The sequence below is a fragment of the Mesorhizobium sp. ESP-6-2 genome (genome assembly GCF_020164675.1).
In the GTDB taxonomy this organism is placed as follows: domain Bacteria; phylum Pseudomonadota; class Alphaproteobacteria; order Rhizobiales; family Rhizobiaceae; genus Mesorhizobium.
The window spans coordinates 353,558-367,157 of sequence record NZ_JAIUGT010000003.1; the positions used below are offsets into that span (position 1 = coordinate 353,558).

Annotated in this window: 13 protein-coding genes; 8 read left to right on the top strand and 5 right to left on the bottom strand. The window is 62.1% G+C overall.

Features of this window, described 5'->3' with window-relative positions:
* Nucleotides 1-40 precede the first annotated feature (40 nt).
* A complete protein-coding gene (gene hmgA / locus LB532_RS11250) occupies nucleotides 41-1,354 on the bottom strand; it encodes a homogentisate 1,2-dioxygenase (protein ID WP_140637748.1) in 1,314 nt (437 codons plus the stop codon).
* Nucleotides 1,355-1,453: 99 nt separating this feature from the next.
* Between hmgA and LB532_RS11255 the strand changes: the two genes are divergently transcribed.
* The 4 genes from LB532_RS11255 to LB532_RS11270 all read left to right on the top strand — a co-directional run bounded on the left by LB532_RS11255 (nucleotide 1,454) and on the right by LB532_RS11270 (nucleotide 4,293).
* Nucleotides 1,454-1,897 (top strand): MarR family winged helix-turn-helix transcriptional regulator, encoded by a 444-nt coding sequence (locus LB532_RS11255; RefSeq protein WP_140637747.1) that lies wholly within the window; start codon nucleotides 1,454-1,456, stop codon nucleotides 1,895-1,897.
* 158 nt (nucleotides 1,898-2,055) lie between these two features.
* The gene (locus tag LB532_RS11260) at nucleotides 2,056-2,694 is read left to right on the top strand and encodes a lysophospholipid acyltransferase family protein (protein WP_140637746.1); all 639 of its coding nucleotides are present in this window, start codon (nucleotides 2,056-2,058) and stop codon (nucleotides 2,692-2,694) included.
* A complete protein-coding gene (locus tag LB532_RS11265; protein WP_140637745.1) occupies nucleotides 2,691-3,641 on the top strand; it encodes a phosphatidate cytidylyltransferase in 951 nt (316 codons plus the stop codon). Before LB532_RS11260 ends, LB532_RS11265 begins: the two co-directional genes overlap by 4 nt.
* Nucleotides 3,642-3,645: 4 nt before the next feature.
* Nucleotides 3,646-4,293: a CDP-alcohol phosphatidyltransferase family protein gene (locus tag LB532_RS11270; RefSeq protein WP_140637744.1), complete on the top strand. Its 648-nt coding sequence runs from the start codon at nucleotides 3,646-3,648 to the stop codon at nucleotides 4,291-4,293.
* 39 nt (nucleotides 4,294-4,332) lie between these two features.
* Here LB532_RS11270 and tdh read toward each other — a convergent pair whose 3' ends face one another.
* Nucleotides 4,333-5,367, bottom strand: coding sequence for an L-threonine 3-dehydrogenase (tdh, locus tag LB532_RS11275; protein WP_140637743.1), 1,035 nt, complete (start codon nucleotides 5,365-5,367; stop codon nucleotides 4,333-4,335).
* A 52-nt stretch (nucleotides 5,368-5,419) separates the two neighbouring features.
* Nucleotides 5,420-6,607 (bottom strand): glycine C-acetyltransferase, encoded by a 1,188-nt coding sequence (locus LB532_RS11280; protein ID WP_140637742.1) that lies wholly within the window; start codon nucleotides 6,605-6,607, stop codon nucleotides 5,420-5,422.
* Nucleotides 6,608-6,917: 310 nt separating this feature from the next.
* Between LB532_RS11280 and LB532_RS11285 the strand changes: the two genes are divergently transcribed.
* Nucleotides 6,918-8,990: a putative bifunctional diguanylate cyclase/phosphodiesterase gene (locus LB532_RS11285; protein ID WP_140637741.1), complete on the top strand. Its 2,073-nt coding sequence runs from the start codon at nucleotides 6,918-6,920 to the stop codon at nucleotides 8,988-8,990.
* 67 nt (nucleotides 8,991-9,057) lie between these two features.
* The gene (locus LB532_RS11290; protein ID WP_140637740.1) at nucleotides 9,058-9,792 is read left to right on the top strand and encodes a polysaccharide deacetylase family protein; all 735 of its coding nucleotides are present in this window, start codon (nucleotides 9,058-9,060) and stop codon (nucleotides 9,790-9,792) included.
* A gap of 61 nt (nucleotides 9,793-9,853) precedes the next feature.
* Here LB532_RS11290 and LB532_RS11295 read toward each other — a convergent pair whose 3' ends face one another.
* Nucleotides 9,854-10,252 carry a MarR family winged helix-turn-helix transcriptional regulator gene (locus LB532_RS11295; protein ID WP_224556790.1) on the bottom strand — a complete coding sequence of 133 codons (399 nt, stop codon included), beginning with the start codon at nucleotides 10,250-10,252 and terminating at the stop codon, nucleotides 9,854-9,856.
* Nucleotides 10,253-10,398: 146 nt separating this feature from the next.
* On the opposite strand from LB532_RS11295, the gene LB532_RS11300 reads away from it, so the two are divergent.
* Nucleotides 10,399-10,806, top strand: coding sequence for a hypothetical protein (locus LB532_RS11300; RefSeq protein WP_140637739.1), 408 nt, complete (start codon nucleotides 10,399-10,401; stop codon nucleotides 10,804-10,806).
* A 138-nt stretch (nucleotides 10,807-10,944) separates the two neighbouring features.
* Here LB532_RS11300 and LB532_RS11305 read toward each other — a convergent pair whose 3' ends face one another.
* Entirely contained in the window at nucleotides 10,945-12,990 is a 2,046-nt protein-coding gene (locus tag LB532_RS11305) for an FAD-dependent oxidoreductase (protein WP_140637738.1), read from the bottom strand.
* A 141-nt stretch (nucleotides 12,991-13,131) separates the two neighbouring features.
* Here LB532_RS11305 and queF point away from each other — a divergent pair, with 141 nt between their 5' ends.
* A complete protein-coding gene (gene queF, locus LB532_RS11310; RefSeq protein WP_140637737.1) occupies nucleotides 13,132-13,593 on the top strand; it encodes a preQ(1) synthase in 462 nt (153 codons plus the stop codon).
* The last annotated feature ends 7 nt before the right edge of the window (nucleotides 13,594-13,600 follow it).

Genomic DNA, 13,600 nt, shown 5'->3' on the forward strand with positions numbered 1-13,600 from the left:
CAACTTTCCTGAAGGCAGTTTTCCGACGGCAGCGATCCATTCAGGACCAATCGCCCTCGGGCGTGCCATTGAAGCGCTTCTTCAGATCGGCCCAGCAGTCGATGTAATTGTCCTGCCTGGCGTCGAGTTCGGCGGCGTAGCGGGTCAGCATCTGCGGGAACCGGGTCTCGAACATGAAGGCCATGGTGTTGTCGAGCTTGACCGGTTTCAGATCCGCGCGCGAGGCCTTTTCGAAACCAGGCGCGTCCGGGCCATGCGCCAGCATCAGATTGTGCAGGCTGATTCCGCCGGGGACGAAACCCTCTTCCTTGGCGTCGTACTGGCCGTGGATCAGCCCCATGAACTCGCTCATGATGTTGCGGTGATACCAGGGTGGGCGGAACGTATCCTCCGCCACCAGCCAGCGCGGCGGAAAGATGACGAAATCGATGTTGGCGGTGCCCTCCTCGCCGCTCGGCGCGGTCAGCACCGTGAAGATCGACGGATCCGGGTGGTCAAAGAGGATCGCACCAACCGGCGAAAACGTCGCCAGATCATATTTGTAGGGCGCATAGTTGCCGTGCCACGCCACCACATCGAGGGGCGAATGGCCAATTTCGGTGACATGGAACTGTCCACACCATTTGACGGTCAGCCGGCAGGGCGTCTCCTTCTCCTCGAACCAGGCGCAGGGCGTCTTGAAATCGCGCGGATTGGCCAGGCAATTGGCGCCGATCGGGCCGCGGTCGGGCATCGTCAGCTTGGCACCGTAGTTCTCGCAGACATAGCCGCGCACTTCCGCATCGACCAGTTCGACCTTGAAGACGAGGCCGCGCGGCAGCACCGCGATCTCGCCGGGCCTGAGCTCGATGACCCCCATCTCGGTGACGAAGCGCAAGGCGCCCACCTGCGGCACCACCAGCAACTCGCCGTCGGCGTTGAAGAAATGGTCGTCGCCCATCGATTTGTTGGCGACATAGACATGCGCCGCCATGCCGGTCTGCCCAAGAACGTCGCCGGCGGTCGTCATCGAGCGCATGCCGGCGATGAAATCGGTTGGCTCCTTCGGCATCGGCACCGGGCTCCAGCGATACTGGCCGAGCGCCAGCTCATGATCGCCGACATTGGGCGCACTTTTCCAGAAGGGATAACTCACCGACGTGAAGCGCCCGGTATGTCTGACGCTTGGCCGGATGCGATAAAGCCAGGAGCGCTCATTGGTGCCACGCGGCGCGGTGAAGGGCGAACCGGAGAGCTGCTCGGCATAGAGGCCGTAGGCCGGCCGCTGCGGTGAATTGCGCCCGTGCGGCAGCGAACCCGGCAGGCTTTCGGTTTCGAAATCGTTGCCGAAACCCGGCATGTAGGAAAAGGCCATCGCTTCCTCCTCGCGAATGCTTGACCAAATTGGTTTCATTTGTAACCATCGAAAATGTAACTATCAATGCCGTGCGCGGGCATTTCTCGATGGCTGGTCATGGAATCCGAAATCCTGGAACTCGAAAGCTTTCTGCCCTACCGGCTGTATCGGCTGGCCGATGCCGTGAGCCGCGAATTCTCCCGGATCTACAAGGAGCGTCACGGCCTCACGCGCCCGGAATGGCGTACGCTTTCGGGGCTTGGCCAGCGCGGCACAATGACCGCGACGGAACTCGGCGCGCAGTCGGCGATGCACAAGACAAAGGTTTCGCGTGCCGTGGCGGAGCTTGAGCGTCGCCGATGGCTCATCCGAACCACTGACGAGAACGATCGCCGCGTCGAGCACCTGGCGCTGACCAGAGCCGGACTTGCGGCCTATAGCGAGATGGTGCCGCTGGCGAAGGCGTTCGAACGGGAGTTGCTGGCCCAGCTGAGCGCCGACCAGCAAGCCTCCATCGTCAAAGGCATCGCGTCGTTGGAAAGCGCGTTGGGTCTGAGATAGCGGCTATCGCCAGATGGAATAGGAGACGATGGCTCGACGCGACAGCGCCTTGAAGCAGAGACGGTCTGGCGGTCATTTTCGATCCCTGCTTGCCCGGTGGCGAATTTTCAGCGCTGTATGTAAGCCAGTGATCATCGACGGGCGAATTGGGGGGAAGGATGAAGTCGCTGCTCGCGAGGCCGGTGGCCGTGGTCGTCTTGCTGTTTGCCCGAGCCATCACCGCCGTGCGGCCGTTTTGGCATGAAGGCAGGTTGCCTCGGCGTCGCTCGATCTTCTTTGCCAATCACTCCAGCCATGGTGATTTCATCTTGATCTGGGCTGTCCTGCCGCCGCGCCTGCGTCGGCGGGTGCGACCCGTAGCGGGTGCCGACTACTGGCTGAAATCAAAAGTCCGAGCCTTCGTCGGCCGCGACGTTTTCAATGCCGTCCTGATCGAGCGCAATCGCGATGGACGCACGATGGATCCCGTCGAGAGCATGGGGGAGGCGATGAGAGAAGGCTCTTCGCTCATTCTCTTCCCGGAAGGCACGCGCAACCAATCCGACGCTTCCCTGCAGCCATTCAAGTCCGGGCTGTTCCATTTGGCGGCATCGCACCCGGATTTCGAGTTGGTGCCGGTATGGATCGCCAATCTCAACCGGGTGATGCCGAAAGGGGAATTCGTGCCTATCCCGCTGATCTGCACGGTGACGTTCGGCGAGGCAATGCACCTGGCTGACGGCGAGAGCAAGCATATGTTCCTCGAACGGGCACGTGGGGCGCTGCTGGCGCTGGCACCGAAAAAGGCAGCGGAATGAGCTCAACCCAATTCGATATGATGGTTCTCGTGCTCGGCGTCTGCGGGATCCTGCTCGTGGCCTCTTTCGTGGGGCATATCCTGGAGCGACGGCTGTCGCCGGAAGGCTCCAACCCAGCCATCGAGAACCTCAACGCCCGTATCAATGCCTGGTGGGTAATGGCGATTCTCATCGCCATAGCATTCATCGCCGGGCGGATCGGCGTCCTGCTTCTCTTCGGCTTCTGTTCCTTCGCCGCACTTCGCGAATTCGTGACGCTGACCAATACCCGGCGTGCCGACCACTGGGCGCTGGCCACGGCGTTTTTCGTCGTGCTGCCGGTACAGTATGTGCTGCTCTGGATCGAGGACTACGAGATCTTTTCTGTTTTCATCCCGGTCTACGCCTTCCTGTTGATGCCCATCATCTCAGCCATACGGGGCGATACCCAGCACTTCCTCGTTCGAATTGCCGAGGTGCAATGGGCGTTGATGATCTGCGTTTTCTGCGCCTCCCACGTCCCGGCTCTTCTGACGTTGCATATTCCCGGCTACGAGGGCCGCAATGTGCTTCTGATAGCCTTCCTTGTCATCGTCGTGCAATTGAGCGACGTACTGCAATATGTCTGGGGAAAGGCGATCGGGCATACGAAGATCGCACCAAAGCTTTCGCCGTCCAAGACGCTTGAAGGTTTCCTCGGAGGCGTTGCAAGCGCCAGCCTCATCGGCGCTGGCCTGTGGTGGATCACGCCGTTCTCTCCGCTTGAGGCGGGCGCGATGGCCTTCCTGATCACGCTGATGGGTTTTTTCGGCGGCCTTGTGATGTCGGCCATCAAACGTGACCGCGGCGTGAAGGATTGGGGCCATCTGATCGATGGCCACGGCGGCCTGATAGATCGGCTGGATTCGGTGGTCTTCTCCGCTCCGATCTTCTTCCATCTCACGCGTTATTTCTGGTCACCGGGATGAGGCAGTGATCAACACGGGCGATCGCAGACCACTTGCAAGCCGCGACACGCGCTGGGCACAAGCGACGGCCAGACGTCTCGCCGCGCTCTCCGTGCCCCCCAACCGGATTTCGCAGGCCAGTATCCTCGCCGGCGCGCTGGCAGGCGCGGCCTTCTGGCTTGGCGGGCAGAGCGGCGGCACTTCTCGTTTGTTGCTGTTGCTGGGCGCGGCGCTGTTTTGCCAACTGCGGCTGCTGTGCAATCTGTTCGATGGCATGGTCGCCGTCGAGGGCGGCAAGGCGTCGGCCGACGGGCCGTTCTGGAACGAGTTCCCGGACAGGATCGCCGACATCGCCATCATGGCCGGAATAGGCTACGGCATCGGCATGCCTGGCCTAGGCTGGGCGGCGGCCTGTTTTTCGGTTCTCACCGCCTATGTGCGGGAATTGGGGCGGGCCAACGAGGCGCCGAGCGATTTCACCGGACCGATGGCCAAGCCACATCGCATGGCAGCTGCAACCGTCGCGGCACTGCTATCGGCCGGAGAATTCCTCTGGAATGGCCACAACGAAGTCTTGACGCTCGCGCTCGCCATCATTGCGATCGGCGCCGCCGCAACTGCGTTGCGGCGCGCATGGCGACAGGTGCGATGGCTGAAAACCAGGCGACTCTAGCGTCGCCTGCCCCGAAGGCTGAAACTCCCAGCGCATCGACTACCAATCCATCACCACCTTGCCCGAACTGCCGCTGCGCATCGCGTCGAATCCGACCTGGAAATCGTCGATGCCGATGCGGTGGGTGATCAGGCCGGAAACATCGAGCGGGCCCTGTACGAGCGCGATCATCTTGTACCAGGTCTCGAACATCTCGCGGCCGTAGATGCCCTTGAGATGCAGCATCTTGAAGATGACCTTGTTCCAGTCGATCTCGAACCCGGTTGGAGCAATGCCGAGGATGGCGATCTTGCCGCCATTATTCATGGTGTCGATCATGTCGCGAAAGGCAGGGGCTGCCCCCGACATCTCCAGGCCGACATCGAAACCCTCGGTCATACCGAGCGCCGGCATCACGTCGCGCAGCTTTTCCTTCGAGGCATCGACGACATGCTGAACACCGAGCTTGCGCGCCAGTTCCAGTCGCACTGGATTGATGTCGGTGATAACGACCTTCCTGGCGCCGACGCATTGCGCCACCAGCGCACCCATGATGCCGATAGGCCCGGCGCCGGTGACCAGCACGTCCTCACCGACCAAATCAAAGGACAATGCCGTATGGACGGCATTGCCCAAGGGATCGAATATGGCAGCGATCTCGTCGGGCACATCGTCGGGGATCGGCACGACATTGTGCTGCGGGATCGCCAGGTACTCGCCGAAGGCGCCCGGTCGATTGACGCCGACGCCGAGCGTGTTGCGGCACAGATGCCCCCTGCCCGCGCGGCAGTTGCGGCAATGACCGCAGACGATGTGGCCTTCGCCCGACACGCGTTGGCCGACCTTGTATTCGGTGACCGCGGCGCCGAAATCCGCAACGGTGCCGACGAATTCATGGCCGGTCACCATCGGCACGGGCACCGTCTTCTGCGCCCACTGGTCCCAATTGTAGATGTGGACGTCGGTGCCGCAGATCGCGGTCTTCTTCACCTTGATCAGCACGTCGTTGGGGCCGATATCCGGCACCGGCACCTCTTCCATCCAGATGCCTGGCTCGGCCTTGGCCTTCACCAGCGCCTTCATCATGTTCGACATTCTCTTGTCCCTTGAATCTCTTGATCCGGAAGCGGTTTGCGGTGCCGGTCGCTCAGGAAATCACACCTAGTTCCTTGCCAACCGCACCGAAAGCCTGGACCGCCCGATCAATGTCGGCGGTGGAATGCGCGGCCGACATCTGGGTGCGGATGCGCGCCTGGCCCTTAGGCACCACCGGGAAGGAGAAGCCGATGACATAGATGCCGCGCTGCAGCATGCGCGCCGCCATCTCCTGCGCCAAGCTGGCATCGCCCAGCATGACCGGGATGATCGGATGGCCGGCGCCCGCCAGCGTGAAGCCGAGCTTGCCCATCTGTGTCCGGAACCGTTCCGCATTGGCATATAGGCGCTCGCGCAGGGCATTGCCATTGCGGATCATGTCGAACACTCTGATCGAGGCGCCGGCGATCGCCGGCATCAGCGTGTTGGAGAACAGATAGGGTCGCGAGCGCTGGCGCAGCCAGTCGACCACCTGTTTCTTGCCGGACGTGTAACCGCCGGAAGCGCCGCCCAGCGCCTTGCCGAGCGTACCGGTGATGATGTCGACCCTGCCCTCGACGCCGCAATGCTCAGCCGAGCCGCGGCCGTTCCTGCCGACGAAGCCGACCGCGTGACTGTCGTCGACCATGACCATGGCATCGTATTTTTCAGCCAGATCGCACACACCTGCGAGATTGGCGATGATACCATCCATCGAGAACACGCCGTCGGTGGCGATCAGCCGGAAGCGGCAATCCTTCGCCTCCTTCAGCCGCGCCTCGAGATCCGCCATGTCGTTGTTGGCGTAGCGGAAGCGCTTGGCCTTGGACAGCCTGACCCCGTCGATAATGGAGGCGTGGTTCAGCGCATCGGAGATGATGGCGTCCTCCTCGCCCAGAAGCGTCTCGAACAGGCCGCCATTGGCATCGAAGCAGGAGCCGTAGAGGATGGTGTCGTCCATGCCGAGGAAGGACGATATCGTCGCCTCCAACTGCTTGTGCTCCTCCTGCGTGCCGCAGATGAAACGCACCGAAGCCATGCCGTAGCCGTAGCGGTCGAGCGCGTGCTTTGCCGCCTCGCGCAGGTCGGGGCTGTCGGCGAGGCCGAGATAGTTGTTGGCGCAGAAATTCAGCACCTTCTCGCCGCCGACCTCGATCTCAGCCGATTGCGTGGAGGAAATCACCCGCTCGGACTTGTACAGTCCGGCCGATCTGAGCCCCTCAAGTTCGCCGTCGATATGGGAGAGAAATGCTGCGGTCATGATCATGCCTCGTTTGACGTGGGCAGACTGTCGTCCCGCACGCACAAAAAATCCACCGCAAAAGCGACCGGATCAGGTGGCTGGACAATGTCGAACGGATGCCGCAGGCATGGCTCGAGAAACGATCCCGATCACATGGGAGCCGGCGAAATGTTCAAATGCGGACCGGCCGCGAAAGAGGCCGATAACCATTTCGCGATCTTTAAGCCTTTCCCCTTGTCGACCGGCCGTCGATTTCCGGCCCTGTTAATGTTTGCAGTTCAATGATGCTCATACAGGAATCCCGTTGGCGAGAGGGCCGCCCCCCAAGATGTCGCAGCAGCCGGTGCAAACCGTTTCAAGCAAGCTCATACTGCTGATCAAGGCCGGCTACTGGCTGGCGCTGCTGATCATCGCCGCCATGGTGGTGGCTTCCTTCATCCTGCTGCAGCAGGTGATGGCCACCCAACGGCACAACCATACGCTGCTCGATATCGTCAGCACGCAAAAGACGCTGTCGCAGCGCATCGTCTTCCTCGCCGGTGCGACCGGTGCTGCTTCGCGCGACAAGCAGCCGGCGCTCGTCAACGCGCTCAAGCAAGCGACGGCGGAGTTCGAAACCAACTATGACCTGCTGCTCAAGCAGACGGCCGCCGATCCAAAGTCGCCGGCCAGGCTGGATCCGAAGACGATCGAGAACGTCCTTTTCGGCAAGCCTTTCCATCTCGACTATTTTTCCGTCGGGCTGGTCGCCAATGGCGAACGCCTGGTATCGGCCTTCTCGTCGCAGCTCGCACTCGGCGACAATGGCGGCTACAAGGGCGGTTACGAACGCGTCACCCTCGACGCCTCGGTCGCCAACGCTACATTGTCGGGCTATTCGGCACTGGGCCAGCGCATCAGCGCTTTCGCCGACGAACGATCCGAAAAGATGCTCGATCTGCACCGCACGCTGTTTTACGCCACGATCGGCGTCATCGTACTGGTGGCGCTGTTCATCTTCCGACCCATGTCGAACGCGATCCTGCGCAAGACGCGCGAACTCGTCGATGCGCGCAATTCGATGGCCTTCATCGCCGTTCATGACGGGCTGACCGGTCTGCACAACCGCACATTCCTGACCGACCATTTCGACACGCTGATCAAGAGCGCGCATCGTCGGCGCGAACGTCTTGCGGTGGTGCAGCTTGACCTCGACCGGTTCAAGCAGATCAACGACACGCTCGGCCACGCCGCCGGCGACTATGTGCTGGTCATCACGGCCCAGCGCATGCGCGATTCCTGTCGGGCGTCGGATCTGTGCGTGCGCCTCGGTGGCGACGAGTTCGTGATGATCCTCAACGGCGCCGGCGGCAGCGAAGACATCAACATGCTGGCACGGCGCATTCTTGCGCACATCAACGAGCCGATCGTCTTCCAGGGCACGACCATTCTACCGGGCGCCAGCGGCGGCATCGCCGTCTATCCGATCGACGCCGACAACGCCCAGGACCTGCTGGTTCACGCCGATCTGGCGCTTTACTCCGCCAAGAAGATGGGCGGCGGCAATTTCTCGTTCTTCTCCGAGGAATTGCGTCGCGAACTCGATTATCGCAAGCAACTCGAGCACGACATCAAGGTTGCCATTTCACAGCAGGCATTCCAGGTCTATTTCCAGCCGCAGGTTTCACTGAGCGACGGCAGGATCAGCGGCATCGAGGCGCTGGTGCGCTGGAACCATGCCGAGCGCGGCATGATCTCGCCTGGCGAATTCATTCCCGTCGCCGAGAAATGCGGTTTCATGCCTGATATCGGCCGCATCGTCATCAGCAAGGCGATCAACGAAGCCGCCGAATGGAACCGCGCCGGCATTGCTTTCGGACGGCTTGCGGTCAACGTATCCGGAACCGAATTGCGCGAGCATGACTTCGACGCTTTCCTGTTCGAGACGCTTGAGAAGGCCGGCCTGCCGCCGCAGAAACTGTCGCTGGAAATCGTCGAATCCGTCATTCTCGATGACGAGAAGACAGGCATCGCGGCAAAGCTACGCCATATCAGGGCCGCCGGCGTCCATCTTGAGCTCGACGATTTCGGCACCGGCTACGCGTCGCTCAGCCACGTCAATCCCAATGAGATCGACCGGCTGAAGATCGATCGCCGCTTCGTCCAGAACATCCATGAGAACGGTGACAACTCCAAGATCGTGCGCGCCATCACCGAGCTCGCGCGGGGCCTTGGCATCTCGATCGTCGCGGAGGGCGCCGAGACCGAAGCCGAACTCGATTCATTGATGGCGATCGGCTGCGACCAGGTGCAGGGCTACTCCATCGCCTTCCCGATGCCGCAGGACAAAGCCCGTGACTGGCTGAGCGCCCGCATGCCGAAGAAGGCCAGGCTGACGGTGCTGCAGGGAAGCCTGGCGTAGGCAGCCCTTGCCCGCGCTTGACAACTCATCACCGAGATGGCGCCCTGATCGCAAACGGGTAGTCCCGATGCCGCTTCTGCTTGCTTTGCTGACCATGCTCGCCGCATTTCCCGCTTACGCAGCGGATCGCACTATCTATCTGACCTTCGATGACGGGCCGCTGAACGGCACCAGCACCATCCTCGACGTGCTGGAGGCGCAGCAGGTGCCGGCGACGCTGTTCATGGTCGGCATGCATGCGCAGGCGAGCGCGGGCAACAAGGCATTGGTCAGACGCGCAAAAGCTCTGCCGCTGGTGACGGTGGGCAATCACAGTTACAGCCACGCCAACAACCGCTACCAACATTTCTATGCCGATACGGAAGGCGTTGTGGCCGACATGCTGCGGGCCAACGTCGTGCTCGGGCTCGCTCCGGCGGTTCATGCGAGGCTGCCTGGGCGCGACGTGTTCAGACTGCCCTCAATGTCGAAGAACGACACCTCGCTCGGCCTTGCGCAGGAAGGCCGGGAGGAGCCGGACTACGAATTCGTCGCCGCCTCCGGCTTCTATCTCTATGGCTGGGACCATGAGTGGGTGCATGACGACACAGGCAAGCCGGTGCAGAGCGTAGACCACTTGGTCAGCGAGATCGATCACCTGTTCGGCTATGGCCGCTTCGTCAAGCGCGGAAAGATGATCCTGCTCATGCATGACGAGATGTTCCAGGACAGCTTCGACGGCAAGACGAGACTGACCAAGCTGATTACAGCGCTGAAGCAGCGCGGTTATGCTTTTGGCACAATCCAGAGCTATGACGACTGAGGCGGTGAGTCCTAAAGCGCGTCGTGTCGAAAGAGATTCACGTGGCGCGCCTTGGACATCGTCAGCTTTCCACATTGGCCCGCAACGTCGCCAGCACTTGCGCAAACTCCGCCAATCTGTCGTCTGACAGGCCGGCACGCAGTCGCTTGTCGAAGGCAATCGCCGCCTTGCGCAGTGTCTCGAACATCGCTTCTCCGGCCTCTGTCAATTCGACCAGATGGACCCGGCGGTTGACGGGATCGCGGCGGCGCGTCAGCAATCCTTGCGCCTCCATCGCGTTCAGATGATGGGTGAGCGTGGCCCCCTGTATGCCGATCATTCCGGCGAGCTCGCGCTGGTTGGCTAGCTCGCTCGATTTGACCGACAGCAGAGTAAGCCAGACGGGCAACGTGCCGCCCGCTTCCACCAACGCGGTGTCGAAGGCCTGTGCAACAAGCTTGGCGGTGCGGCCGAGATTCATGCCGACCGGCGGGCGTTCAAAGGGCGTCATGGCAAGACACTAGACGGTGTTTTCCACGGATGGAACTGGCATCCTTTCATACATTGACATCTAACAGTTAGATATCTAATTATTGAGGCGACGGCGGGCAAGAGAGGAGAGCTGGTATGCAATATGTCTACATCATCACCATCGGTCTTCACGTCATGGCGGGGGTGTTCTGGGCCGGCACCACCATCACGCTGGCGCGCGACCCCGAGATCCGGGCTGAACGCTTCATTGGGCCGCAAATGGGAGCGGCCGGCGTGGTGTTTCTCACCGGTGCGCTGCTCTGGTATTTCTTCCATGGCGCCTATTTCGGCTCGACGGAAATGGTGCTGGCGCTCGGCATCGTTGCCGCCTTCGCCGCGGCCGGCGTGCTCAGCACCATGGTCCGCCGCACCAGCACGCAACTTGCTGGCGCCGACGCGGCCACCGAACCTGCCCTGCGCGCGAAGATGGCCCAAGGCGAGCGAATCGCCGCCTGGCTGCTGGTTCTCACCGTGCTCTGCATGGCCACCGCCAGAATGTTCTGATCACGGATCGTACGGTGCCGGCGCAAGCAGGCGGCGTGCGCGGCGCGCAACGATCCAAGGCAGCAGATGGCTCTCCTTGCGGAGGTTCCGTTGCGCGCCACCACAACTTTCCCCGGAATTGTTAGCGACAGCAGCCTTTCAAATCCTTAGCCCGAACCGGATGCCGTCATAGATGGCGGCGTGGATGTTGCGCGCGGCGACGGCATCGCCGATGCGGAACAGCACGAAAGAGCCCTGCGGATTGCGCTCGGGAAAGATGTCGCCGCCACTCACCAGCCGCTCATAGTCGATGGCGCCGCCGTTCTTCGCCAATGGCTTCAACGCAAGATAAAGATCGTCAAGCGGCGCCGTGCCATGTTCGACCACCACCTGGTCGACCCGCCGCTCGCCACGCCAGCCGTCGGCGAAATCGGAGGCAAGCTCGGCAACCAGTTGATTGCCCTCGCGGCGCACCGAGCGCAGCCTTGTGTTGATGGTGATGATGACCCCCTTCTCCTGGAAGGCGCGCATGTAAGGTACGTGGTTCATGCCGCCCATTTCCGGCGCGAAGAATCGCTCCGGCGAAACCAGTTCCAGTTTCGAACCGGCAGCCGCGACGAGTTCTGCAGCGCCCATTCCCTGATGGCCGCCATTGTCGTCATAGAGCAGCACGTTTTCAGCCGGCTTGACGCTGCCGGCCATGATGTCCCAGCTCGATGTGACAAGAGTGCCGCCCGCCGTCAGCGGCGGATTCTGCGGCAGTCCGCCGGTGGCGACCACCACGACATCCGGCGACAACGCCAGAACGTCGTCCTTCTCCGCCCAGCTGTCGTAGCGGATCTCGACGCCGAGCCGGTCGAGTTCGGCCAGCCGCCAATCAACGATGCCGATCAACTCCTTGCGGCGCGGGTTCTGCGTCGCCAGCCTGACCTGCCCGCCGGCCTGGCCCGATGCCTCCAGCACCGTCACCTGATGGCCGCGCTCGGCGGCTACGCGCGCTATCTCCAGTCCACCTACACCAGCGCCGATGACGACGACTTTTCGCGTTGGTCCCTCGGCCTTGGCGATGATATGCGGAATGTCTGCCTCGCGGCCAGTCGCCGCATTGTGGACGCAGAGCGCCTCGCCGCCTTCGTAAATGCGGTCGAGGCAGTAGGTGGCTCCGACACACGGGCGGATTTCGTGCTCGCGGCCTTCCATCACTTTGCGGACGATGTGCGGATCGGCGATGTGGGCGCGGGTCATGCCGACCATGTCGAGCTTGCCGGTGGCGATGGCGTGGCGGGCGGTGGCAACGTCGGAAATACGCGCGGCATGGAAGGTCGGGAACTTCGTCGCCGCCCTCACCTCGCCGGCGAAGTCGAGATGCGGCGAAGAGCGCATGCCGGTCACCGGAATGACCTTGGTCAGCGCCGCGTCGGTTTCGATCGAGCCGCGGATGATGTTGAGGAAATCGACCTTGCCGGATGAGGCCAGCCGCTTGGCGATCTCGACGCCCTCCTCCTTCGACAGGCCTTGCGAAAAATCCTCGTCGGCGACCATGCGGATGCCGACGACGAACGTCTCACCGACCGCCGCGCGCACGGCGTCGAGCACCATATCGGTGAAGCGCAGCCGGTTATCGAGCGAGCCACCGAACTCGTCGTCGCGATGGTTGGTGGCCGGAGACCAGAAGCCGTCCATCAGATGGCCGTAAGCCTCGAACTCGATGCCGTCGAGGCCGGCAGCCTGGCAGCGCTGGGCGGCGGAAGCATAGTCGGCGACGATGCGCTCGATATCCCACTCCTCGATGGTCTTGGGAAAGGCACGATGCGCCGGCTCCCGTACCGGCGAAGCCGACAGCACCGGCAGCCAGTCGGCTTTGTTCCAGCCGGTTCGACGGCCGAGATGAGTAATCTGGATCATCACCTTGCAGTCATGCTCGTGGCAGGCGTCGGCCAGTTCCGCGAGCCATGGCACGATCCCGTCATCATAGAGATGCAAATTGCCGAAGGCGGCCGGGCTGTCGCGTGAAACGATGGCCGAGCCGGCGGTCATTGTCAGCGCCATGCCGCCCTTGGCCTTCTCAGCATGGTAGAGCCGGTAGCGCGCCTTGGGCATGCCGTCTTCCGAATAGGCGGGCTCGTGGCTGGTCGACATCACCCGGTTCTTCAACGTCAGATGTTTGAGCTGATAAGGCTGGAGAAGCGGATCGTTGCTGGTCATCGTCTTCCTGCAGGTTCAAATTGTGTTATTGAGCGGCCAGATGTGCCGCCCCTGAATGGATTGCGGCGTTTATTCCAATCTTCGTTCGCGCCGACCGCCATGGAAGCGTGCTTCCGGCGACAGGCAGGCAAGGAGCCGTCCATGATCGATACCAAAACCCTCACCCAGCTCGGCGCGCATGTCGAGACGCCACAGAGCCCAGAAGCGGCGCTCCTGGAAACCGTGCCGTTTTCGCGCGGCGACGGCCCGCCGGCCATCGTGCGCTTCACCTGCCCGGAATTCACCTCGCTGTGCCCGGTCACCGGCCAGCCTGACTTCGCCCATATAGTCATCGACTACGCACCCGACGCGGCTCTGGTGGAATCGAAGTCGCTCAAGCTGTTCATGACCTCGTTCCGCAATCATGGTGCTTTCCATGAGGATTGCACCGTCATGATCGGCCGCCGCATCGTGGCGGCAACGAGCCCGCTATGGTTGCGCATCGGCGGCTATTGGTATCCACGCGGCGGCATTCCGATCGACGTGTTCTGGCAGACGGGCGCGCCGCCGGAAGGCGCCTGGCTGCCCGAGACCGGAGTGGCACCCTATCGCGGGCGAGGCTAGCTCGAAC